Source organism: Streptomyces sp. NRRL B-1347 (assembly GCF_000720325.1).
Classification (GTDB): Bacteria; Actinomycetota; Actinomycetes; order Streptomycetales; family Streptomycetaceae; genus Streptomyces.
This window is the reverse complement of record NZ_JOJM01000017.1, coordinates 116,247-138,405: the sequence shown is the minus strand read 5'-3', so window position 1 is coordinate 138,405 and position 22,159 is coordinate 116,247. Positions and strand designations below refer to the sequence as shown.

Genomic DNA, 22,159 nt, shown 5'->3' with positions numbered 1-22,159 from the left:
CCGGGTGCGGAGGGAGCACGGAGCGAAGATCCAAGCCCCTCCGGCGCCCGAGGACGAGCGGCATCCGAGGACGAGCGGCGTCCGAGGACGAGCGGCGTCCGAGGACGAGCGCGGAGCGAAGAATCAAGCCCGTCCGGCGTTTGAGGACGAGCGCGGAGCGCGACAGTGCCCGGGCCAGGAGCCGGGCCGGGGCCCGGCAGGCCCGGCTGCCCACGGCGCCCGAGGCGTCACGCCGCTACCGGGGCAGGTTTGATCAGGTAGCCCGCGCCCCGGCGGGTGTGGATCATCGGCTCGCGCCCGGCGTCGATCTTCCGGCGCAGATACGAGATGTACAGCTCGACCACGTTGGCCTGGCCGCCGAAGTCGTAGCTCCACACCCGGTCGAGGATCTGTGCCTTGCTGAGCACGCGCCGCGGGTTGCGCATCAGATACCGCAGCAGCTCGAACTCGGTGGCGGTGAGGTGGATGGACTGCCCGCCGCGGGTCACCTCGTGGCTGTCCTCGTCGAGGGTGAGGTCGCCGACGGCGAGCACGGACTCGCTGCGCCGTCCGGCACCCGCCCCGGCCCGCCGGATCAGTCCGCGCAGCCGGGCGACGACCTCCTCCAGGCCGAACGGCTTGGTGACGTAGTCGTCGCCGCCCGCCGTGAGCCCGGCGATCCGGTCCTCGACGGCGTCCTTGGCGGTCAGGAACAGCACCGGCACCTCCGGCAGTTCCCGCCGCACCCGGCCGAGCACGGACAGGCCGTCCATGTCGGCCAGCATCATGTCGAGCACGACGACGTCCGGCCGGAAGGCCCGCGCGGCCCGCACGGCCCCCAGGCCGTCACTGGCGCTGCGGATCTCCCAGCCCTCGTAGCGCAGTGCCATGGACAGCAGCTCGGTGAGCGACACCTCGTCGTCCACGACGAGCACGCGGACGGGGCTCCCGTCCGGCCTGAGCAGTTCGGTACGCCCCTGGGGCGAGGTCGTGGTCATGCCCTCAGCTTCCGCACGGGGCGTGAGAGGGGGCTTGGGGCCACCTGTGAATTCCCTGAGAACGCCGCGGCCGGCCCGGCGGGGACCCGCGAAGTGCCCTCATGCGAGGCCGAACAGCCGCGCCCCGTTCCCGTGGCACACCCCCCTCAGCCACGCGTCTCCGAGGCCGAGCCGCTCCAGGGCCTCCAGCTGATGCCCGTACCCGTACGGGATGTTGGGAAAGTCCGTCCCGAGCAGCACCCGGTCGCCGAGCGCCGCGAGCCGCCCCCGCTCCGCGCGCGGAAACGGCGCGTCCCGCTCGCTGAAGTCCGTGAACGCCATCGTCGTGTCGAGCCGCACCTCCCCGTACCGCTCCGCCAGGTCGAGGAAGTCCGCGTACTCCGGCATCCCCATGTGCGCCACCACGAGCCGCAGCCGGGGGTGGCGCGCGAGCAGCCGCCCCACCGGCTCGGGTCCGGTGTGCTTGCCGGGCACGGGCCCGGAGCCGCAGTGCATCACCACCGGCGTCCCGGCCTCGGCGAGCAGCCCCCACGCCGGGTCGAGCAGCGCGTCGTTCGGGTCGTACGCCCCCACCTGTACGTGCGCCTTGAACACCCGGGCCCCGGCCTCCACCGCCTCCCGCACATAGCCGTCGACGCCGGGCTCGGGGAACAGCGTCGCCGTGTGCAGACAGTCCGGCGTGCGGGCCGCGAAGTCCGCCGCCCAGCCGTTGAGCCAGCGCGCCATGCCCGGCTTGTGCGGATAGAGCATCGCCGTGAAGGCCAGTACCCCGAACTCCCGCAGCACGGCGATCCTTCGCTCCTCGTCGTGCCGGTACTTGATGGGCCACTTCCGCTTCGTCAGCGGCCCGGCCCCGTCGAAGTACGCCCACACCTTCGCGAGGACGCGCTCCGGCATGAAGTGCGTGTGTACGTCGACGAGTCCGGGCAGTCCGAGCCGCCGCCAGAACGCCACCACGGCCTCGGTCTCGCCCGGCCTCCCCGGGCTCTCCTCGCCGCCTTCCTCCCGGCCGTGCCGCCGCTCCCCTGCCTCACCGGCCACCGCCGACCGCCTCCGCTTCCGCTTCCCGCGCCCCGCCGTAACTCCGCTCCACCTTGCCCACGTGCACCACGAACTGCTCGTACCACTCGGCCCGGCCCCGCTCGCGCGCGTCCTGGTGCTCCGGGTCCTCGCGCCACTCCTTGAGCGCGTCCAGGTCACGGAAGTACGCGACGGTGATCCCGAGCCCGCCGGGCGTCCCCGCCGAGTCGGCCCCGAGGAAACCGGGGACCTTCGCCACCAGTTCGTCCATGCGCCGCGACGTCTCCGCGTAGCCGTTGTCCCCTTCGGTGCGCAGGGCGGTGAACACGACGGAGTAGTAGGGCGGTTCGAAGGGTCCGACGGGCCCGACGGGCCCGGTGACATCGGATATGTCCTGCTGGGTCAGCTCGTGATCAGTCATGCCACCCACCGTCACCGGCGGCCGAACCCCCTGTCCACCTCCACGAGCCCGCCTTGCCGAACGGGCAGCCAGATTTGACCTTCCGGTCAGCAAGGGGGCCCGGGGGCGGGCGGATCGCTGGGGCAGGCCGCCGGGGTGGGTGGCGGCCGATGGGGGTGACCGCTGACGCGGGTGACCGCCGAAAGGGAGGGGCCGCGCCCTCCGGGCTCAGAACAACCCGCCCTGCACCGCAGGTATCCCCCGCACCGGAACCGTCACCTCCGCAGCCCCCGCCACCGCTTCCAGCCGCCAGCCGCTCAGCACCCGCCCGTCGACGACCACCACACCCCCGCTCCCCGGCCCCGGCCCCACCTCCAGATGGAGGTCCGGCCCCGCGGCCCCGACCAGCGTGCCCGCGACCACTCCGCCGTCCACGAGCTCGCTCACCACGCCCGTCATCTGCGCGGGCTCCCCGGCGAGCCCGAACACGCCCGCGTGGTCGACGCACGCGTACGGCAGCCGCTCCAGCGAATCGGGCCACCCGCCGAGCCCGCTCGCCGTCCGGTGCAGCTCCGCCAGCTCGCGGGCCCGCTCGGCCGGGGACGGCAGGCGCACCCGCAGGGCCCGCTTGCGCGCGTACGGGATCCGGTCCGGGACGCCTAGCGCGGTGCGCAGCAGCTCCTCGGTGCGGCGCGCGGCCATCAGCGGGCCGCGCCCCAGCCAGCTGTACGCCACCGCGCCCTGTTCCAGGAGTCGCGTGCCGCCCCGCGCGACCCCGGTGATGCCGACCTTCACCAGGCCGGGGCCGAACCACGCCACGTACACGTGATACGGCCGCGGGTCGTCGGCGAAGGTGTCCGCCGCGACCGAGTGTGCCCGGTCGACGCGGGCGCACTCCTCGCACTGCCCGCGCGTGACCCGCCCCGCCACGCCCGCGCCCGCCGGGCACGGCGTCCACCGTCCGCCGCGCCGCACCCCGAGGCACCGCCGCCCGCCCCGGGCGCGGAACGCCAGCGCGGCACCGTACGCGAGCACGCTCTCGCGCGGCTCCCGGCCGGGCGCGTACCAGCCGAGGGCCGGCCTGCCCTCGGTGTGCCACCGCACCCCCGTGCACCACCACGTCATGGCATCGAGCATGACGCACGCCACTGACAACAAGGTTGTTGACCTTGAAGTACAAAACGCTGTTAGGCTGCTCCGCATGGGACGGCCGAGACAGTTCGATCCGGAGACCGCCGTGGACCAGGCGATGGAGGTCTTCTGGCGCAAGGGGTACGCGGGCACGACGCCGCAGGACCTCGTCGACGCGCTCGGCATCGGGAAGGGCAGCCTGTACAACGCCTTCGGCAGCAAGCACGCCCTCTTCGAGCGGGCCCTGCGCCGCTACCGCGACACCCAGGCCAGCCGCCTCATCGAACTCTTCGAGAGCGAGGGCCCGGTCAAGGAGCGGCTCCGCGCCGCCCTCGAACTCCTGGTGACCCTGGACCTCGAAGACCCCGACCGGCGCGGCTGCATGGCCGTGAACGCGGCGGCCGAACTCGCGGGCACCGACCGCACCACGACCGAACTGGTCCGGGAGATGTTCGCCCGCACCGAGTCCACCCTTCAGGCCCTGGTCGAGGAGGGGCAGCGCGCGGGCGAGATCGCCCCGGACCGCGACGCCGCGTGCGTCGGCAGCCTGCTCATGAACACGGTCGTCGGGCTGCGCCTGACCGCACGGGTCGCGGAGGGCCCGGACGGCACGCACCGCACCATCCGAGCGGTCCTCGACCTCCTCTGACCCACTCCGCGCCCGGCAGCCCAACGCCCTCTTCCGCCGGGCCCTCGCACACCCAAATTCTGTACCTCAAGGTCAAAAATACAAAGGAAGACACCTCATGGACCTGCGCCTCACCGGAAAGACCGCCGTCGTCACCGGAGCCAGCCGCGGCATCGGCCTCGCCACCGCGCGCGCCCTCGTCGCCGAAGGCGTCCGCGTGGTCGGCGCCGCCCGCACGATCACCCCGGAGCTGAAGGAGTCCGGCGCCCTGCCGTACGCCGTGGACCTCGGCACCGCGCAGGGCCCGGCCGAACTCGTCGAGCACGCCCTCCGCGAGCTGGACGGCGTCGACTTCCTAGTCAACAACGTCGGCGCGGGCGACGACATCGGCGTCGACGGCTTCCTCGACGTCGACGACGCCCGCTGGCAGACCGCCCTGGACATCAACCTCTTCAGCGCGATCCGCGCCGCCCGCGCCGCGCTGCCCGGCCTGGTCGAGCGCCGGGGCGCCATCGTGAACGTCTCCTCGATCAACTCCCGCCTGCCCGGCTCGGGCCCGATCGCCTACAGCACCGCCAAGGCCGCGCTCACCGCCTTCGGCAAGGCCCTCTCGGAGGAGTTCGGCCCCCAGGGCGTACGCGTCAACACCGTCTCGCCCGGTGTCGTGCGCACCGCGATCTGGGAGGACCCGAACGGCTTCGGCGGCGCGGTGGCCGCGGCGGCCGGCGCCGACCACGCCCAGTTCCTCGCCCGGATCCCGCAGGCGTTCGGCATGGCGACGGACCGCATCACCGAGCCCACCGAGGTCGCGGCCCTGATCACGTTCCTGCTCTCGGACGTGGCGGGCAACATCACGGGCGCGGACTACGTGATCGACGGCGGCACCGTGAAGACCGTGTGACCCGCACAACGCGAGAGGCCCCGGACTCATCGCCCGGGGCCTCTCGCTTCAATGTGCACTCGGCAGGATTCGAACCTGCAACCTTCTGATCCGTAGTCAGATGCTCTATCCGTTAAGCTACGAGTGCTTGTTATGTTTTTGTCTTCGCTTCCCGGTCCTTTCGGCCCGCTCGCGGCGACAGGAAGAACATTACATGACTGCCGCCGCCATGTGAAATCCATTGGCCTCACCCCTTGTGACCTGCGAAAACGTACCCGTGGGCGGCGGGTGGGCCGGTCGTGCGAACGGGGCGCCGGGCGGCGGGGCTAGGCAAGAGGGCGGCAAGACGACCGCACGAAGGTGCGGAAGAAGTCGGTGTGAAGCACTGAAGCCCCGGTCCAGTGGACCGGGGCTTCAGTACTCAGTGCGGAGGCGGAGGGATTTGAACCCTCGATCAGGGGGTTACCCCGAAACCGCATTAGCAGTGCGGCGCCATAGACCGGACTAGGCGACGCCTCCAACCTCACACCCCCGCGAGCGCGGGTGTGCGTGCAGATGATGACACAGCCAGGGGCTACGCCACCAATCGCGGCCTCCACGGTACTAGTCACGCGGCCCGAAGGGCAAAGCGCTGAGGGGCACCGCAACGCGGCACGGCCGGGGGCGTTAGAGGAGGCGGTAGGCGCCTGCCCCCAGGGCCGGCGCGAGTGGAAACCGCACACCCCAGGAGAGCCCCCGTGAAGCCCCTCAGCGAACGCCGCCTCTTCCGCACCGCCGTCGCGTCCACCGTCACCTCCGTCGCCGCCTCCCTCGGCGCCCTCGCCGCCCCGGCCGCCGCCGCCCCCGCCGACCTGATCACGCGGGACCACCTCGGCCCGGCCACCCAGGACCACCTGAAGGTCACGTACTCCGAGAACGACGGAACCGCGGCGCACAAGACGTACGAGCTGACATGCGGTCCCGCGGGCGGCAGTCATCCGTCACCCGCCGAGGCGTGCGAGCGCCTGGACGGGCTCGCGGCCGAGGGCTCCGACCCCTTCAGGCCGGTGGCGCGCGACGCCATGTGCACCCAGGTGTACGGCGGCGCGCAGACCGCCCACGTGACGGGCACCTGGCGGGGGCAGCCCGTCGACGCCTCCTTCAAGCGGACCGACGGCTGCCAGATCTCGCGGTGGAACACCCTGGTCCCGGTCCTGCCCTCCACCGGCGCGTAACGCCCGTCCCCGCGCGCGTAGCGACTCATTCCACGGCGTGCGGCGCCTTCTTTATGAAGTGCCTTATGAACTGCCTTGAAGAAGTGCGCCGTACGCCCGTCCTGTGACCAGGGACGACCGAGGCCCTCACAGCTTCTGCGTGCAGTCTCCCTCCCACTCCCCCTCATCCGGCGTCGCGCCCGCAACCGCTCCCCGTAGACTTCCCTCCCGTGACACGCCGCGGGCCGCGGGGCAAGATGGCCTGGGCGGTCGGCAAGGTGCGGTAACCAGGGAGGAAGCGTCGTCGTGAGCAGCAGGCCATCCCGAGGCGCTGCTCGCCTCGCAGCCATACTCGACGCGCTCCCGGACGCGCTGGTGCTGGTCAACGCCAACGGGACCGTCGTGAACGCGAACGCCATCGCGCTCGAGGCCTTCGAGGCGCCCGGCACCGCGCTCGTGGGGCGCGGACTGCTCGATCTGCTGCCGGAGTTCGACTCCCGGCTCATTCCCGGCTCCATGCGCCGTCCGGACAGCACGGACGAACGCGGACGGACCAAGCCGAAGCGGATGATCGCCCGCCGTACGGACGGATTCGAGTTCCCCGTCGAGGTCACCAGCTCCAGCCTCGAGGACAGCAGGAACGCCTACGACGAGCGCTACGGCCACGGCGGATACGGCGGCTCCACCAGCTACAGCGGCGACGAGATGCTGATGATCGTCGTCCGCGACCTGTCCGGGGCGCTCAACACGGAAGCCGAGCTGGCGCGTTCGCAGCGGCAGACCGAGATGATCCTGCGGGCCGCCGCCGAAGGCGTCGTCGGCACGGACACCGACGGCCGGGTCGTCCTGGTCAACCCCGCCGCCGCCCAGATACTCGGCTTTCGCGCGAGCGACCTCGGCGGGCAGGAACTGCACCCGCTGGTCCTGCACTCGCGCGCCGACGGCGAGCCCTTCCCGTACGACGAGTCGCCGCTCGCGGACACGCTGCGCTCCGGGCGCAAGCACCGCGTGCGCGGCCAGGTCCTGTGGGCCAAGAGCGGCGAGAAGGTCTCGGTCGACCTGACGACGGCACCCGTGCGCGACGGCGACCAGCTCGTCGGCGCGGTCATGACCTTCACCGACCGGCGGCCGTACGACGCGCTCGCCGAGCGGCACGAGACCGCGCTCGCCCAGCACGCCGAGGAGCTGCGCGAGGCCGCGGAGCGCCGCGCGGAGGAACTCGCGGCCGAGCAGGAGCGGTACGCGGCGCTCGCCGAGCGCGAGAAGGACCGCTACGAGGCCTTCGCCGAGCAGGAGCAGGAGCGCTACGACGCCCTCGCCGCCCGGCACGAGCAGCTCGTCGCCGTCCTCGACCGGTCCCTGCGCGGGCCGCTCGACGAGATGCGCCGCGAACTGGCCGCCCTCGCCGCCGACGACGCGGGCCAGCTGTGGCCCGAGGCCAACCAGGTCCTGCACCACCTGTCGGCCGGGTACGCGCGCATGACGACCCTCGTGGACAACGTCCTGGGCTTCCAGCGCCTGGAGGCGGGCGACGAGGACCTGGCCCGCACGGTCGTGCCGCTGGACGCCGTCGTCGCGGCGGGCGTCGACGGGGCCGTCGAGCTGATCGGGCCCGGCCGCGCCCAGTTCGCCGTGCACGCGCCGCCGGTCGCGGTCCAGGTGGACGCGCACCGGCTCGCGACGGCCCTCGCGCACCTGATCGCCGACGTGGCCGGAATCGACGCCACCGGCAACACGCGCGCGGGAGCCGTGGTTTCGGGCGGCCCCGAGGCCGCGGCCGGATACGTCGACTCGACGATCGTCGTCGCCGCGGCCCAGCGCGGCGAGGTCGTCCGCATCGAGGTGCGCGGGCCCTACACCGGCGGCGACCCCGTCCACGAGCCCGTCGTCCAGGGCATCGTGCGGGCCCACGGCGGCGTGCTCCAGACGCACGAGGTGCCGGGCACGAGCGGCAGCGCGTACGTACTCGAAGTGCCGGTCGGGGACGGTTCCGGAGTTGCTCCCGGTGCTGCCGGTACTGCCAGTGCTGCCGGTACTTCTGGTACTCCCGGGACCTCCGTGGAGGTGTCCTCGCGGACGGCTCCGGCGGCCGCCCCCGAGGCCCCCGCGCAGGGCGGCGACACCGCGGGCACCGGTGCCGTGGTGCCCGAGCAGGCGGGCGCTCCCTCCGGGGGCGGGCGCCGACGGGCGCGGCGCTCCTCGGTGGACTCCTTCCTGGACAGCGGCGTTCCCGGTGGTGCTCCCAGCGGCGTTCCCGGTGCGGCGGGTTCCGATGACACCGGAGGCGCGGAGGCCCCCGGTGCCGCGGAGGCCGGTCCCGGTGGTGGCACCGGGCGGCGCAGGCGGCGTGCCGTGGCGCACGGCCCGGCGGAGCCCGCCCCGCTCGCCCCGCCCGCTCCCGGGGACACGGGGACCGGTACGTCCGGCGACACGTCGGGAGGCACCGGTAGGCGCAGGGGACGGCCGAGCCCCGCCGAGGGTGCCGTGATGACGGCGGCCGAGCACGCGGCCGGTTCGGCGGCGCTCGGGCAGACCGTGCCTCCTCAGGGAGTGCCGTCCCAGCCGGTGCCGCCCCAGGGCGACGCGGGACCTTCGGGGCGGCGTGCCCGACGGGCGGGCGAGCCGCAGGCGTTGGCGCTGCCGTCGGGGACCGGGGCCGCTCCGGAGTACGGGGACGGGCAGGGCGACGCCCCTGACGCACCGCGCCCCGGAGGCCGTCGTGCCCGGCGCGCGCTGGCCGCTGCCCAGGAGCGGGCGGCGGCGGAAGAGGCGTCCAACAGCCGTGTGTTCGCGCTGCCTCCGGCCGCGGCGGACCGCGACGCGGACAGCGGGGCGCTGGTCGGCGCCGAGCAGGTCACGGGGCAGGCCGACGGCCAGGCCTCCGGACACGCCGCGGGACAGGCCGCCCAGGGCGGTGCGCGGCAGCTCGCAGGCGCGCGCTCGGCCGGTGCCCAGCAGGATCCGCACGGCGCTGTCGCCACGGAGGCGGGGCCCGCCCAGGTCGGCGCCTCGGTGAACGTTCCAGCGGGCGTACAGGCCGGTTTGCAGGGCGCCGCGCGCGGCGGGGTGCCCACGCAGAGCCGGGCCCGCGGCGCCGTGGCGCAGGGCGGCAGGCCCGCCCCCGCGCCGGAAGGCGACCCCATGGGGCCGGACGACTCCGGGCAGCACGCCGTGGCGCCGCAGGACCCCGCCGACGACCACACGCCGCCGCAGCCGCACCCGACGCAGTCCCCCGCGCTCCCCGCGCAGGCACAGCCGTCTCCCGCGCTCCCCGCGCAGGCGCACCCCCAGGCGCACCCTCAGGCCCCGACCGGGCGTCGGCGCGCGCGGCAGGCCCCGTCGGCGGCCGACCCCGCGGGCGGTACGACTCCGCCCCGGGCCGTGCCCGTCGCGGGCACCCCGGCGGGGGGCGTCCCCACGGACGGCACGCCCGCCGACGGGACCCCCGCGGGCGGCACGCCCTCGGCCGCCCTGCCGCCGGAACGTGATCCACGCGCGCGTGCCGCACAGCCGCTGCCCGCCGAGGCCGCGCCCGTCGACCCGAACTCGACGCAGGGGCGCGCGATCAGCGTGCGCACGCTGGGCCAGGGCGTGCCGTTCGGGCGCCAGCCGCAGCCGCCCGTACAGCAGCCGCAGGCCAAGCCGCCGCAGGCCCCCGCGCAGCCCGCGCAGGGGGGTTCGGGGCGCCGCCGCAAGCTGGGCACGCCGCCCGAGCCGGGCGCCGACGAGCGCCCGGAGAGCGCGGCGCGCCCGCACCCGCAGGCGCCGCAGGCCAAGCCGCAGCCCCGGCTCTCGCCGGGCACCGAGGGCACCGGACGCTCGTACGCGATCGGCGCTCCGGACGAGAACGCCGCCGAGGGCCCCGAGCCGCTGGACGGCCCCGGTGGCGCCGTCGAGGTGACGAACCGGCCCCAGCCGCAGCCCATGGACGACGAGTTGCCGCCCGAGCCGCTGGACAACCCGCGTCGGCTGCTCGTCTGGCCCGCGCCCGACGTCACCACGCAGCAGGCCCTGAGCGACCGCGGCTACCGGCCCGTCATCGTGCACTCGCGCGAGGAGGTCGACGCGCAGATCGCCGCGTTCCCCGCGGCCCTCTTCGTGGACCCGCTGACCGGCCCGATCACCCGGACCGCGCTGCAGTCGCTGCGGCAGGCCGCCGTCGCCGCCGAGGTGCCGGTGCTCGTCACGGCCGGGCTCGGCCAGGCCTCGCGCGAGGCGGCGTACGGCGCCGACCCCGCCGTGCTCCTGAAGGCCCTCGCGCCGCGCGACAGCGAGCAGCACCCGCCGCGGGTCCTGCTCATCGAGGAGCACGAGGAGATCGCCCTCGCCCTGACCGCGACCCTGGAGCGGCGCGGCATGCAGGTCGCGCGGGCCGAGAGCGACGCCGACGCGGTGACGCTCGCCGCCCAGACCCGGCCGAACCTGGTGGTGATGGACCTCCATCAGGTACGCCGCCGACGCGGGCCAGGGGGTCGGGGGCCAGGGGGTCGAGGGCGGCGGGCGGCGGGCTCAGATCCGGGTCACGTCCAGCTCTCCGGCCGCGTACTGCCTGCGCAGCACCTTCTTGTCGAACTTGCCGACGCTCGTCTTCGGGACCGCGGCGACGACGGCCCAGCGCTCCGGGAGCTGCCACTTGGCGACGCGGGTGGCGAGGAAGTCGCGCAGGGCCGCGTAGTCGGCGGTGGCCTCCTCCTTGAGGACGACGGTGGCCAGGGGGCGCTCGCCCCACTTGTCGTCGGGGACGGCGACGACGGCCGCCTCGGCGACGTCGGGATGCGACATCAGGGCGTTCTCCAGGTCGACGGAGGAGATCCACTCTCCGCCGGACTTGATGACGTCCTTCGCCCGGTCGGTGAGGGTCAGGAAGCCGTCCGCCGAGATGACGCCGACGTCCCCGGTCCTGAGCCAGCCGTCGGCGCTGAACTTGTCCTCCGGCCTGATGTCCTCGCCGCCCGCGCCGCCGTAGTACGCGCCCGCGATCCAGGGGCCGCGGACCTCCAGCTCGCCCGCGGACTCACCGTCCCAGGGGAGCCTGCTGCCGTCGGGGCCGATGAGGCGGCCCTCGACCCCGGCGGGGAAGCGGCCCTGGGTGAGGCGGTAGGCGAACTCCTCGTCGGTGCCCACGGCGTGCGCGGGCGGCCGCGAGACCGTGCCGAGCGGGGAGGTCTCCGTCATGCCCCAGGCGTGGCAGACCCGGACCCCGAGCCGGTCGAAGGCCTCCATCAGGGAGGGCGGACACGCCGCGCCGCCGATGGTGACCTGGTGCATGCAGCTGACGTCACGGGGGTTCGCGGTGAGTTCGGCGAGCAGGCCCTGCCAGATGGTGGGCACGGCCGCGGCGTGCGAGGGGCGCTCGGCCTCGATCATCTCGGCGAGCGGCGCGGGCTGGAGGAAGCGGTCCGGCATCAGCATGCCGACGCCCGTCATGAACGTCGCGTGCGGCAGTCCCCAGGCGTTGACGTGGAACTGCGGTACGACGACGAGGCTGGTGTCGGCGTCCGTGAGGCCCATGGACTGGGACATGTTGACCTGCATGGAGTGCAGGTAGATGGAGCGGTGGGAGTAGACGACGCCCTTGGGGTCGCCGGTCGTGCCGGAGGTGTAGCACATGGCGGCGGCACGGCGTTCGTCGAGCTCGGGCCAGTCGTAGGCGGTCGGCCTGTCCGCGATCAGGTCCTCGTACTCGTGGACGCGGGCGCGCACGCCGTCGACGAGGGAGCGGTCGCCGGGGCCGGAGACGACGAGGTGCTCGACGCTCGGCATCCGGTCCAGGAGCGGCGCGATCAGGCCGAGCAGGGAGCCGTTGACGATGATGACGCGGTCCGCCGCGTGGCCCACGATCCAGGTGAGCTGGTCGGCGGGCAGCCGCAGATTGAGGGTGTGCAGGACGGCACCCATGCAGGGCACGGCGAAGTAGGCCTCGACGTGCTCGGCGTTGTTCCACATGAAGGTCGCGACGCGTTCGTCCTCGCCGACCCCGAGGTCCTCGCGCAGGGCGTGGGCGAGCTGGGCGGTGCGGGCACCGATCTCCCGGAAGCTGCGGCGCTGTGGCTCGCCGTCGCCGGTCCAGGTGGTGACCTGCGAGGTCCCGTGCACGGTCGTGCCGTGGTTGAGGATGCGGGTCACTGTCAGCGGTACGTCCTGCATGGTGCTGAGCACGGCGTCCTCCCGGTCGGCGGGCGGCAGGCGGCCGGGCGGTCCCGGCGCTCTACCTGGCGGTAGCCCCAGATTCTCGCCGCATACCGAGCGGTATGTCACTACCGCGAGCGCACAAGAAGGCAAATTGAGCTACGACGGCCACCCGCCCGGCGTGCCCCGCCGACAGCGCGCCCGACAGCGCGGCACCCGGCACCCGGGGCTACGGCGGCCTGCGCCACGGCGGCCGACTGCTCAGCGGCCGCCGCTCAGCGCACCGGGGTGAGCTCCGGGTCCTCGCGGAGCTTGCCGAGCGCGCGCGACACCGCGCTCTTGACCGTGCCGATGGACACCCCGAGCACCTCGGCCGTCTGGGCCTCGCTCAGGTCCTCGTAGTAGCGCAGGACGACCATGGCCCGCTGCCGCGCGGGCAGCTTCATGATCGCGCGCCACATCGCGTCGTGCAGCGCCTGCTGCTCGGCCGGGTCACCGGCCGGCACGGCCTCCGGTTCGGGCAGCTCGTCGCAGGCGAACTCGTCGACCTTGCGCTTGCGCCACTGCGACGTGCGCGTGTTCAGCAGGGCCCGGCGCACATACCCGTCGAGCGCCCGGTGGTCCTCGATCCGGTCCCAGGCCACATAGGTCTTGGTCAGGGCCGTCTGCAGCAGGTCCTCGGCGTCGCTCGGATTCGCCGTCAGCGAGCGGGCGGTGCGCAGCAGCACGGGCTGTCGGGCCCGGACGTACGAGGCGAACGACGGGTAGGCGGAAGGACCCGCGCCCCGCGTCGCGGCCTTCGATGCGCTGGTGCACACGGACACCATGGATGCGGTCATGGCTCCACGCTAGAAGCGCCCCCTACATCAGCGGATCGGCCGCAGGTCCCGAAGCCATGTCCGCCTCAGGTTGTACGAGGGGAGGTGGCCCCACCTCCTGAAGGTGGAGGAAGGGGAGCACACTCCTGAGGGTTCGACCCTGAGGTACCGGAAACCGCTTGCCCGCTCCGCTCCCGTCACCGCTCAGCCGAGCCGGGCCACCGGCGCGTGCATCAGGTTGCGGTCGATCTGCAGGGTGCGCCCGCCGTACCGCTCCGTGACGTTGCCCGCGTACTGATGGATCCGGCGCGCCGGATGCCAGGCGGACCAGGGCAGCGCCTGCTCGCCGTACAGGTCGGGGCGGTTGTTCCAGCGGGCGAACCACATGATCGACGGCAGGTCCTCGACCCCCGCCCGGCGCGCCGACTCCAGGTGCGTTACGCCGGAGTCGGCACTGCTGTAGAAGCCCGGTACGTAGCCGTGGCTGCGCACTTCGCGGCTCCAGGCCCGTACGAAGCCGAGCGTGGCCGTGGCGCATTTCTCGTTCTGGTGCGCGTACGCCTCCATGTCCAGGTAGAGCGGACTGTCCGGTCCCATGCCGAGCGCCTCGGCCCTGACGACGGCGTCGTGTCCCTCCCGGGTGCCCTGGGGTCCGGGCTCGCTTCCGATGCGGACGTGCTGCTTGTTCCCGGCCCGTACGCACGGGGACTGCGAGCCGACGTACACCGGCAGCACGCCCCAGCCCATCTCGTCGACCGCCGTCAGCCAGGCCCGGCTCAGCTGCGGCTGGTCCTGACAGGCCCGGCCGCGCCCGGCGTAGTAGACGCCCACCGCGCGGTACGGCGATTCGAGCCAGCGCCGCATGGTGTCGGCCGGGGGTGTCAGACAGGTGTCGAAGGCCCGGCCCTCGAAGACATCGGGCTCCGCCGCCGCTCCGGGGCGGCCCGGGCCGTGGCCCTCCGGGTGCGCGGGGACCGCCCGGCGCGCGGGTCCCTCGAGGGGAGCCGAGGTGTCCAGGGCGAGCGTCGCCAGGGACAGGGCGAGGACAAGGCCAGTGATCGTCTTCCGGTGGCGCATACGGCGAGTGAACGGGCCGGGGCGGGTGCTGGGCCCGGGACACGCGCGCGTTCAGCCGTCCGCCGCCAGAATCAGCCCCGATGTGGGGACGCCGGTGCCCGCCGTGACCAGGGCGTGCCCGGCGCCGGGTATCTGGTTCACCGCCGTGCCGCGCAGCTGGCGCACGGCCTCCGCTATGCCGTTCATCCCGTGGAGATAGGCCTCGCCCAGCTGTCCGCCGTGGGTGTTCAGCGGCAGCCGCTCCTTGGCGACGAACTCCGCCGCCTCGCCCGGCGCGCAGAACCCGAACTCCTCCAGCTGCATCAGCACGAACGGCGTGAAGTGGTCGTAGAGGATCCCGACGTCGACATCACCGGGGGCGAGCCCCGAGGTGCGCCACAACTGCCGTGCCACGACGCCCATTTCCGGCAGGCCCGTGAGGTCGTCGCGGTAGTAGCTGGTCATCTGCTCCTGGGCGCGGCCCGCGCCCTGCGCGGCGGCGGCGATCACCGCGGGCGGCTTCGGCAGGTCCCTGGCCCGCTCCACGCTGGTGACGACGAGGGCCTGCCCGCCGTCCGTCTCCTGGCAGCAGTCCAGGAGCCGCAGCGGCTCCACGATCCAGCGGGAGGCGGCGTGCTCCTCCAGCGTGATGGGTCTGCCGTGGAAGTACGCGGCCGGGTTGGTCGCCGCGTACTTCCGGTCGGTTACCGCGACGTGGCCGAAGACCTCCGGGGTCAGTCCATGGGCGTGCAGATAGCGCTGCGCGGCCATCGCCACCCAGGACGCGGGGGTGAGCAGCCCGAACGGCAGTGCCCAGCCGAGCGCCACGCCCTCCGCCGACGGCTCGCGACGGCTCACCCCGGCGCCGAAGCGGCGGCCGGACCGCTCGTTGAACGCCCGGTAGCAGACGACCACTTCGGCCACTCCCGCGGCTATCGCGAGCGCCGCCTGCTGCACGGTGGCGCAGGCCGCGCCGCCGCCGTAGTGCACGCGGGAGAAGAAGGAGAGCTCGCCGATGCCCGCCGCCTGGGCGACCGTGATCTCCGGGCTGGTGTCCATCGTGAAGGTGACCAGGCCGTCGACGTCGGCCGGGGCGAGGCCCGCGTCGTCGAGCGCCGCCCGCACCGCCTCCACGGCCAGCGTCAGCTCGCTGCGCCCGGAGTCCTTGGAGAACTCGGTGGCGCCGATCCCGGCGACCGCCGCCCTGCCGCCGAGGTCGTCCCGCGTCCGCACGCTCATGCCGCACCTCCCGCCGCCGTCGGGGCCTCGCCGGCTGAGGCCTCGCCACCTGAGGCGGTGCCGCCTGAGGCGGTGCCGCCTGAGACCGTGCCGTCCGCCTCGACCGCCGTGGTCGGCACGGTGGGCGCGGCTGGCACGGCGGGCGCGGCTGGCACGGCGGGCACGGTGGGCGCGGCTGGCACGGCTGGCACGGCTGGCACGGCGGGCACGGTCACCGTCACCATGCCGGTGACGTGCTTGCCTATGCCGTTGGCGCCGACGACCCTGACCGTCGCCGTGGTGCCCTCCGGGGTCCGGGCGACCTCCTCTATCGAGCCCGTCAACACCATCGTGTCCCCGGGGTAGTTGGGCGCGCCCAGCCTGATCCTCACGGTGCGGAGGACGGCGCTCGGTCCGAAGTGGTCGGTGATGTAGCGCCCCACCAGGCCGTTGGTGGTGAGGATGTTCATGAAGATGTCGGGGGAGCCCTTCTCCTTCGCGAGCTCCACGTCGTGGTGCACGTCCTGGTAGTCCCTGGACGCGATGGCTCCCGCGACGATCAGTGTGCGCGTGACCGGGATCTCCAGCGGCGGCAGCGCGTCACCGGCCTTCACGGCGGCCGCGCCCTTCGGGAAGCGGCCCACTCCTGCGGCGCGGCCCGCCCCCGCGCGGCCTCCCTCCGCACGGCCCGTCTCCGCGCGGCTCATCGGCCCGCACCCCCTTCCGGCACGGCCACGGCTGCCACGGCCGCAACACCCGCCGCCTCCACGACCGCCCCCTCCAGGACCCGGAACACCGGCAGCTCCAAGTCCTCGTCCACCCGCTGGAACTCCAGCCGCACCGGCATCCCGATCCGCACGGCCCGGTACGGCACGCCCACCACATTGCTGATGATCCGCACGCCCTCAGCGAGCTCGACGAGCACCACCGCGTACGGACCAGCCCCGCCGGCGGCCCCTCCGGAAGCCCCGTCCGACGCCGTGAAGGCGGGGAACGGAGGGTGGTGCATCACCACGTACGAATAGACCGTGCCCTCGCCGCTCGCCTCGACCGTGTCCCACTCGGGGGAGCCGCAGGCACCGCAGCCCGGCAGCCAGGGGAAGCGGAGCGTGCCGCAGCCCCCGCAGCGCTGGATGAGCAGCCGGTGCCGGGCCACGCCCTCCCAGAACCCGGCGTTGTCCCTGTTCACCACCGGGCGGGGGCGGGTGGCCGCGTCCGCGTCCGGCGTCCGGGCGGCGGCCGGGGCCGTCGGTCTCCGCCTCGCGGGGCGGTACTTGAGGATCCGGAAGCGGTGCGTGCCCGCGAGCTCCCCGTCCGCGTGGACGTCCATCCGGGTCGTCACGAAATACCCCGCGCCGAGCTTGGTCGTCTTGCGGTCCGACACCGACTCGATCACCGCGTCGAACGTGATCTCGGCACCGGGCCGCAGCGGGCGCAGATACTCCTGCTCGCAGTCGGTGGCGACCACCGAGGTGCACCCGGCGTCGTCGAGCAGCGCCAGCAGCTCGTCGTACGCGTCGGAGCGGGCCGCGTGGCCCGAGAGTCCGCCCATCGTCCAGGCCTGGAGCATGGTCGGCGGGGCGATCGCGCCGGGCCCCTCGTACGCAGGACTGGTGTCGCCGAGGGCCTCGCACCAGTGCCGGATCATCGGCGCGTTGACCGGGTCCCTGCCGCGGCCGGACTCGGCCGCGGACCGGCCCTCGTACGCCTTCAGCCGTCCGTACCACCCGTCGGATCCGTCCGGCCCCGTCTCCGCCCTGCTCCGTGCGCTGCCCGTCACCGTCGTCCCCTCCGCCGCCCCGATCAACCGCCCCCGTGAGCTCCTGACATATTCGGTACACCGCAGCCGCCGCATCGGTTCCCATGGATGCGCCGCCGCCACGCGCTGATTTCTGACTGTCCGTCAGTTCTCGTACGGGTGTCAAGACGCGGAGCGGAGGTGCCGCGGGAACTGGGCCGCGAACGCAGCTGCGCGGCGACGCCCGAGGCACCGCCGCGCAAACTGTCACATCACCCCACAGAGCAGGCCCCGAGGATCACTCCCCAACGAGGCCCCGGCTCACCACAGTTCGCTGAAGTTGACGGCGACGTTGGCGTTCGACTGGTCGATCTCCGTGAACGCGGAGCCGTTCACCTGAGCGGTGTTGCTCTGGTTGGAGGCGCCGTTGCCGACCGCCTGCTGCTGGGTGGTCGAGGAGTTGCCGTTGTTGTCATCGCCGACACCGCTGCCGTCGACGACCGCAACACCCGCGTTCGATCCGTTGTCCGCGAACGAGCCGTTGTCGGCCATCGCGACACCCGAGAAGAGGGCGGCGGCCAGCGGCAGGGCGGCGACGGCGGCGAGGGCACGGGCGGTACGGATGCTTGCCATGTCTATTTCCTCCAGAACGGGTGGTGGGCGCCGGCCCGGCCGGGCCCACCTCAAATACGGCTTGTTCCAAGGCAGTTGGCCGACCGCCCTGGACATCTGCACGACGTCGCGCATCAAGAGTTGCCCACCGAATCCCCGCAGAACTACCCCGGAAGGCACTATTCCCCCGCAAGCGTGAGGACAAGTCGATAAACCCGCTTCGCTCCATCAACGCCCCAGCTCAGCACCCTTGCCCCAGCTGATCCCAGACGCCGCACGGGCTGAAGCGTTCCGCCAAAACCCCGGCAAAAGGGGGCGCTGCCCCTCTTCGGCCGCCGCGCGGGCCTCCCCCTCTTCCCTTCATCGAACGTCAGTACGAAACTGAAGTCATGGCCCCCAGCGACCGCCATGCCGATGACCGCGAAGCAGACGACCACGAAGCAGACGACCGCGAAGCCGACGACCGTCATGCCGACGACCGCCCCACTCACGACGGCCTCCACGAACCGGCCGCCGAACAACCCGCCGCCGAGCAACCGGCCGCCCACGATCCGTGGGCCCGCGATCCGTCCGGCCGCGATCCGTCCGGCCACGAAGCACGGGCCCCGGCACCGCGCGCCCACGACCAGGCACCCCGCGCGCGGGCACGTCACCCCGCCGAACGCCACACCGCCACGCTCGCGCTGGCCCACGCCCTGTCGGCCGCCGAGCGGGGGCTCGCCGTCATCCCCCTGTCCCGCGGCAAGCTCCCCGCGCTGCGCTCGCCGCACCACGACGACCCGCACCCCTCGCCGTGCCACGGCGAGTGCGGGCGCCCGGGGCACGGCGTGTACGACGCGTCCACCGACCCGGTGCGCATCCGCGAGCTGTTCGCCGCCGCTCCCTGGGCCTCGGGCTACGGCATCGCCTGCGGCCTGCCGCCGTACCACCTGATCGGCATCGACCTGGACACCAAGACCGGCGCCGACGCCCCGGCCGCGCTGCGCGAGCTGGCGCTGCGGCACCTGTTCACCATCCCGGAGACGGTCGTCGTCACCACCCCCAGCGGCGGCCGCCACGTCTGGCTGTCCGGGCCACCGGACGTCGTCGTGCCCAACTCGGCCGGCCGCCTGGCCCCCGGCATCGACATCCGCGGCGCGGGCGGCTATCTGGTCGGCCCCGGCTCGCGCACCGAGCAGGGCGTGTACAGCACCGTGCCGGGCACCGCCCACCTGCCCCCGGCCGCGTGCCCCGAGGCCCTCCTGCGGCTGCTCGTGCCCCCGCTGCGCCGACGCCCGGCGACGGCACCCCCGCGCGCGGCCGTCCAACAGGGCCAGGGCCTGGTCCAGTTCGTCCTCGCCGCGCACGAGGGGCAGCGCAACACCCGCCTGTTCTGGGCCGCTTGCCGCGCCTACGAGAACGGCCTCGGCGAAGCCCTCACCGGCCCCCTCACCGAAGCGGCCCTGCGCGTCGGGCTCACCCTCCGGGAGGCCCGCTCCACCATCGCCTCAGCGGCCCGTCTGACCGGCCACGCCTGACCCCACGCGCGCGTGCCCCACGCGTACGTGGCGCTCACCCGGCCCCAAGGCACAACGGAGGGAATCTTGCAGCACGCGTCTTCTCATGGGCGCCGACGCGCATTTCAATGAAGCTGCGGGAGTGGATGCGTGACGGCCGCCGCCGGGGCGTGGGCGCTGGTACCGGCGACGGCCGCGTGAGCGCCGATGCCGCGGCTCCCCACCACGGCATCGGCGCGGTCGCCCTTCAGGCGCCGGGGCCTGCGGGAGAAGACCCCGGTCGGAACAGGCCGGAAGGGCAGGGCCGGAGCCGTGCGCGCTGCCGTCGGCGCGGCTCCGGCCGACCATCAGTCGGCGCCCTGCGCATCGCGCACCTGACGTCTGCGTCTGACCGACACCGCGCTCCCGCGCAGCGAGACCACCGCGGCGAGGTCCGGCCGCACCAGCTCTTGATCACGCACGTCGCACGGCGGACCGCTCCCCGCGGGACGGGCTCGTCGGCGCCTCAGACGATGACTCTCCTCCAGCAGGCGACGGCGTTCCTCGACCAGCCGCCGAGCCGTGTCCACCAGTTCGTAGGCACGGTCCCGGACGTCCTCCGCCCGCTCCCGTACGGGACGCCATTGCGGGTCGATCACTACGAAGGCTTGATTCCCGAAGCCTGCCCTGCGGATTCCGTCAGTCATGGACGCTCAGCCCTCAGGGGAACTCAACGGGACGCGAGATTCGTAGGTGCGGTACCCCTCTGCCCTCAAGGGGAGGCGCGTACCTGACACGGCCGGGGACTGGGACCGCAAGGGCGCCTGCGTCGCAGGCAGCCGACTACATCACCGAGAGTAGGACCGCCCGAGTCGGGGCGGAAGACGAGACGCGGTACCAGACTGAGTGCGCCCACTCCGGTACGAGCATCGGGCGCCCTCGCCCGCGGACCCAAAGCTCCCGGCGACAGGGCCTGTTCACGCGAAGGGGCGCTCCGAAACCGGAACGCCCCTTCTCACCAGCGCATGCGCTGACTTGCCGCGGTGGGTGTGGGATTTGAACCCACGGTGACTCGCGCCACGACGGTTTTCAAGACCGTTCCCTTAGGCCGCTCGGGCAACCCACCCCGCGCTGCCGCCGTGTGATCGGGCGGGCTTGCGCGGGGTCAAGAGTAGCGGGTCAGCTGTCGCCCTTGCGCTCGCCCAAGGTCACGTCGGCCGTGCGCTCCTTGCCGTCGCGCTCGTAGGTGATCTTGACGGTGTCGCCGGGCTTGTGGGTCCAGATCTGGCCGATGAGGGTCGGGCCGCTGTCGATGACCGTGTCGTCGAGCTTCGTGATGACGTCACCGGACTTCAGGCCCGCCTTGGCCGCGGGGCCGTTCGGCTCGACCGCGGGGCCCGAACCGGTGGCGCCGCGGTCGGAGATCACCGCGCCGCCCGAGGCGTCGGCAAGGGAGACCGAGGCGCCGATCATCGGGTACGTGGCCTGGCCGGTCTTGATCAACTGCTGCGCCACGTTCTTCGCCTGGTTCACCGGGATGGCGAAGCCGAGGCCGATGGAGCCGGACTGGCCGCCGCCGAGGCCGCCGCCGCTGTCGGCGGGCTTGATGGCGGAGTTGATGCCGATGACGGCGCCGCCCGCGTCCAGGAGGGGGCCGCCGGAGTTGCCCGGGTTGATGGAGGCGTCGGTCTGCAGGGCGCTCATGTACGAGCTCTTGCTGCTGGCGCCGTCGCTGGACGTCACCGGGCGGTTCTTGGCGCTGACGATGCCCGTCGTGACCGTGTTGGACAGGCCGAAGGGGGCCCCGATCGCGATGGTGGAGTCGCCGACGGCGACCTTGTCGGAGTCGGCGAGCGGGAGCGGACGCAGGTTCGACGGCTTGTTCTTGAGCTTGATGACCGCCACGTCGTACCCCTGCGCGCGGCCGACCACTTCGGCGTCGTACTTCTTGCCGTTCGAGAACGTGGCCGACAGCTTGCCGCCCTCGGCGGCCGACGCCACCACGTGGTTGTTGGTGAGGATGTGGCCTTCCTTGTCGTACACGAAGCCGGTGCCCGTGCCGCCCTCGCCGCTGCCGCTCTGGGCCTCCAGGGTGACCACGCTCGGCAGCGCCTTGCCCGCGATGCCGGCGACCGAGCCGGGCTCGCGCTTGAGGTCGGCCGGGGCGTCCGACGCGGAGACTGTCGTGGAGTCCGTGCTGTTGTCGTCGTTGCGCTCCGCCGCCCAGTAGCCGATGCCGCCGCCCACGCCGCCCGCGACGAGGGCCGCCGCGAGCACGGCCGCGACCAGGCCGCCGCGACGGCGACCGCCCGGCTTGGGAGCCGACGGCTGCTCGGCCGTCCAGGAGGTGCCCCAGCCGGAGCCTCCGCCCTGCGCGTACGACGGCACGGCGGGCGGCGGGGGCGGCGGCCAGGAGCCGCCGGACGCGGCCACGGACGCGGGAGCCGGGGCCTGGGCGTGCGCGGCGGGGTGCGCGGCCGTCGCGTGCGTGCCCGTGGTGTGCGTGCCCGTCGTGTGTGCGTACGGGTCGGGGACCTGGGGCGCGGGCGCTGGCGGCGCGGCGGGGGCCTGCGGCTGCGCCGGGGCCGGCTCCGGCGCGGGCGCGGTGTCCCGCGGCGCGTGCTCGGGCTCCGGCCTCGCGGACGCCTCCGGTCCAGGAGGGCCGGGCGGCGTGGCGGCGGTGGGGGCGGGAGCAGCGGGAGTGTCCACCGGCACGGGAGGTGCGGACGGGGCCGGGGGGACCTCAGTGCCCTCGTTCTCGGTGCTCACAGCTTTCTTCTCCTCGGTCCACGCTGTCGTACTCGGTCACGGCCAGAGATCGGCCCGGGGCGGCACAGGTCGGACACCCGGTCAACCGTTCAGTTGTCCCAGTCAGCTTTTCCCA

Annotated in this window: 16 protein-coding genes, 3 tRNA genes and 2 pseudogenes; 5 read left to right on the top strand and 16 right to left on the bottom strand. The window is 73.6% G+C overall.

Annotation, left to right across the window (positions count from 1 at the left end; translation table 11 throughout):
* Positions 1-227 precede the first annotated feature (227 nt).
* The 4 genes from IG74_RS0117160 to IG74_RS0117145 form a co-directional block, all read right to left on the bottom strand.
* Complete coding sequence (locus tag IG74_RS0117160) at positions 228-977, bottom strand: response regulator transcription factor (protein ID WP_030677144.1); 750 nt, start codon at positions 975-977, stop codon at positions 228-230.
* Positions 978-1,076: 99 nt separating this feature from the next.
* A complete protein-coding gene (locus tag IG74_RS0117155) occupies positions 1,077-1,934 on the bottom strand; it encodes an amidohydrolase family protein (RefSeq protein ID WP_030677140.1) in 858 nt (285 codons plus the stop codon).
* Between the two features lie 73 nt (positions 1,935-2,007).
* A complete protein-coding gene (locus IG74_RS0117150; protein WP_051854955.1) occupies positions 2,008-2,418 on the bottom strand; it encodes an antibiotic biosynthesis monooxygenase family protein in 411 nt (136 codons plus the stop codon).
* A 207-nt stretch (positions 2,419-2,625) separates the two neighbouring features.
* Positions 2,626-3,522, bottom strand: coding sequence for a DUF2797 domain-containing protein (locus tag IG74_RS0117145; protein ID WP_030677138.1), 897 nt, complete (start codon positions 3,520-3,522; stop codon positions 2,626-2,628).
* A gap of 76 nt (positions 3,523-3,598) precedes the next feature.
* On the opposite strand from IG74_RS0117145, the gene IG74_RS0117140 reads away from it, so the two are divergent.
* Both IG74_RS0117140 and IG74_RS0117135 read left to right on the top strand, forming a co-directional pair.
* Entirely contained in the window at positions 3,599-4,177 is a 579-nt protein-coding gene (locus IG74_RS0117140) for a TetR/AcrR family transcriptional regulator (RefSeq protein WP_030677137.1), read from the top strand.
* Between the two features lie 97 nt (positions 4,178-4,274).
* A complete protein-coding gene (locus tag IG74_RS0117135) occupies positions 4,275-5,057 on the top strand; it encodes an SDR family NAD(P)-dependent oxidoreductase (protein ID WP_030677136.1) in 783 nt (260 codons plus the stop codon).
* A gap of 54 nt (positions 5,058-5,111) precedes the next feature.
* On the opposite strand, the gene IG74_RS0117130 is transcribed toward IG74_RS0117135, so the two are convergent.
* Positions 5,112-5,184, bottom strand: a tRNA-Arg gene (locus tag IG74_RS0117130).
* A 279-nt stretch (positions 5,185-5,463) separates the two neighbouring features.
* Positions 5,464-5,555 (bottom strand) — tRNA-Ser (locus IG74_RS0117125).
* A gap of 218 nt (positions 5,556-5,773) precedes the next feature.
* On the opposite strand from IG74_RS0117125, the gene IG74_RS0117120 reads away from it, so the two are divergent.
* Complete coding sequence (locus IG74_RS0117120; RefSeq protein WP_030677135.1) at positions 5,774-6,250, top strand: SSI family serine proteinase inhibitor; 477 nt, start codon at positions 5,774-5,776, stop codon at positions 6,248-6,250.
* Positions 6,251-6,535: 285 nt separating this feature from the next.
* Positions 6,536-10,690, top strand: a pseudogene (locus IG74_RS49405) (PAS domain-containing protein); the annotation flags it as partial.
* 48 nt (positions 10,691-10,738) lie between these two features.
* On the opposite strand, the gene IG74_RS51015 reads toward IG74_RS49405, so the two are convergent.
* The 7 genes and pseudogenes from IG74_RS51015 to IG74_RS0117080 all read right to left on the bottom strand — a co-directional run bounded on the left by IG74_RS51015 (position 10,739) and on the right by IG74_RS0117080 (position 17,821).
* Positions 10,739-12,388, bottom strand: a complete 1,650-nt coding sequence (locus IG74_RS51015; RefSeq protein ID WP_030677133.1) for a long-chain fatty acid--CoA ligase — start codon at positions 12,386-12,388, stop codon at positions 10,739-10,741.
* Between the two features lie 245 nt (positions 12,389-12,633).
* Positions 12,634-13,197, bottom strand: a complete 564-nt coding sequence (locus IG74_RS0117105; protein ID WP_030677132.1) for a SigE family RNA polymerase sigma factor — start codon at positions 13,195-13,197, stop codon at positions 12,634-12,636.
* A gap of 183 nt (positions 13,198-13,380) precedes the next feature.
* Positions 13,381-14,253 carry a DUF1906 domain-containing protein gene (locus IG74_RS0117100; RefSeq protein ID WP_030677129.1) on the bottom strand — a complete coding sequence of 291 codons (873 nt, stop codon included), beginning with the start codon at positions 14,251-14,253 and terminating at the stop codon, positions 13,381-13,383.
* A gap of 51 nt (positions 14,254-14,304) precedes the next feature.
* Positions 14,305-15,471, bottom strand: coding sequence for a lipid-transfer protein (locus IG74_RS0117095; RefSeq protein WP_030677127.1), 1,167 nt, complete (start codon positions 15,469-15,471; stop codon positions 14,305-14,307).
* Between the two features lie 191 nt (positions 15,472-15,662).
* Positions 15,663-16,064: pseudogene (locus IG74_RS45920) on the bottom strand (MaoC family dehydratase); the annotation flags it as partial.
* Between the two features lie 89 nt (positions 16,065-16,153).
* The gene (locus tag IG74_RS0117085) at positions 16,154-17,230 is read right to left on the bottom strand and encodes a bifunctional MaoC family dehydratase N-terminal/OB-fold nucleic acid binding domain-containing protein (RefSeq protein WP_420709903.1); all 1,077 of its coding nucleotides are present in this window, start codon (positions 17,228-17,230) and stop codon (positions 16,154-16,156) included.
* Positions 17,231-17,509: 279 nt separating this feature from the next.
* The gene (locus IG74_RS0117080; protein ID WP_030677121.1) at positions 17,510-17,821 is read right to left on the bottom strand and encodes a hypothetical protein; all 312 of its coding nucleotides are present in this window, start codon (positions 17,819-17,821) and stop codon (positions 17,510-17,512) included.
* Positions 17,822-18,483: 662 nt separating this feature from the next.
* Here IG74_RS0117080 and IG74_RS0117075 point away from each other — a divergent pair.
* A complete protein-coding gene (locus IG74_RS0117075) occupies positions 18,484-19,317 on the top strand; it encodes a bifunctional DNA primase/polymerase (protein ID WP_051854965.1) in 834 nt (277 codons plus the stop codon).
* Between the two features lie 326 nt (positions 19,318-19,643).
* Here IG74_RS0117075 and IG74_RS52105 read toward each other — a convergent pair whose 3' ends face one another.
* From IG74_RS52105 to IG74_RS0117065, 3 genes are all read right to left on the bottom strand, one after another.
* Positions 19,644-19,982 carry a hypothetical protein gene (locus IG74_RS52105; protein ID WP_158857647.1) on the bottom strand — a complete coding sequence of 113 codons (339 nt, stop codon included), beginning with the start codon at positions 19,980-19,982 and terminating at the stop codon, positions 19,644-19,646.
* Positions 19,983-20,316: 334 nt separating this feature from the next.
* Positions 20,317-20,401 (bottom strand) — tRNA-Ser (locus IG74_RS0117070).
* A gap of 53 nt (positions 20,402-20,454) precedes the next feature.
* Entirely contained in the window at positions 20,455-22,044 is a 1,590-nt protein-coding gene (locus IG74_RS0117065; RefSeq protein WP_030677118.1) for a S1C family serine protease, read from the bottom strand.
* Between the last annotated feature and the right edge of the window lie 115 nt (positions 22,045-22,159).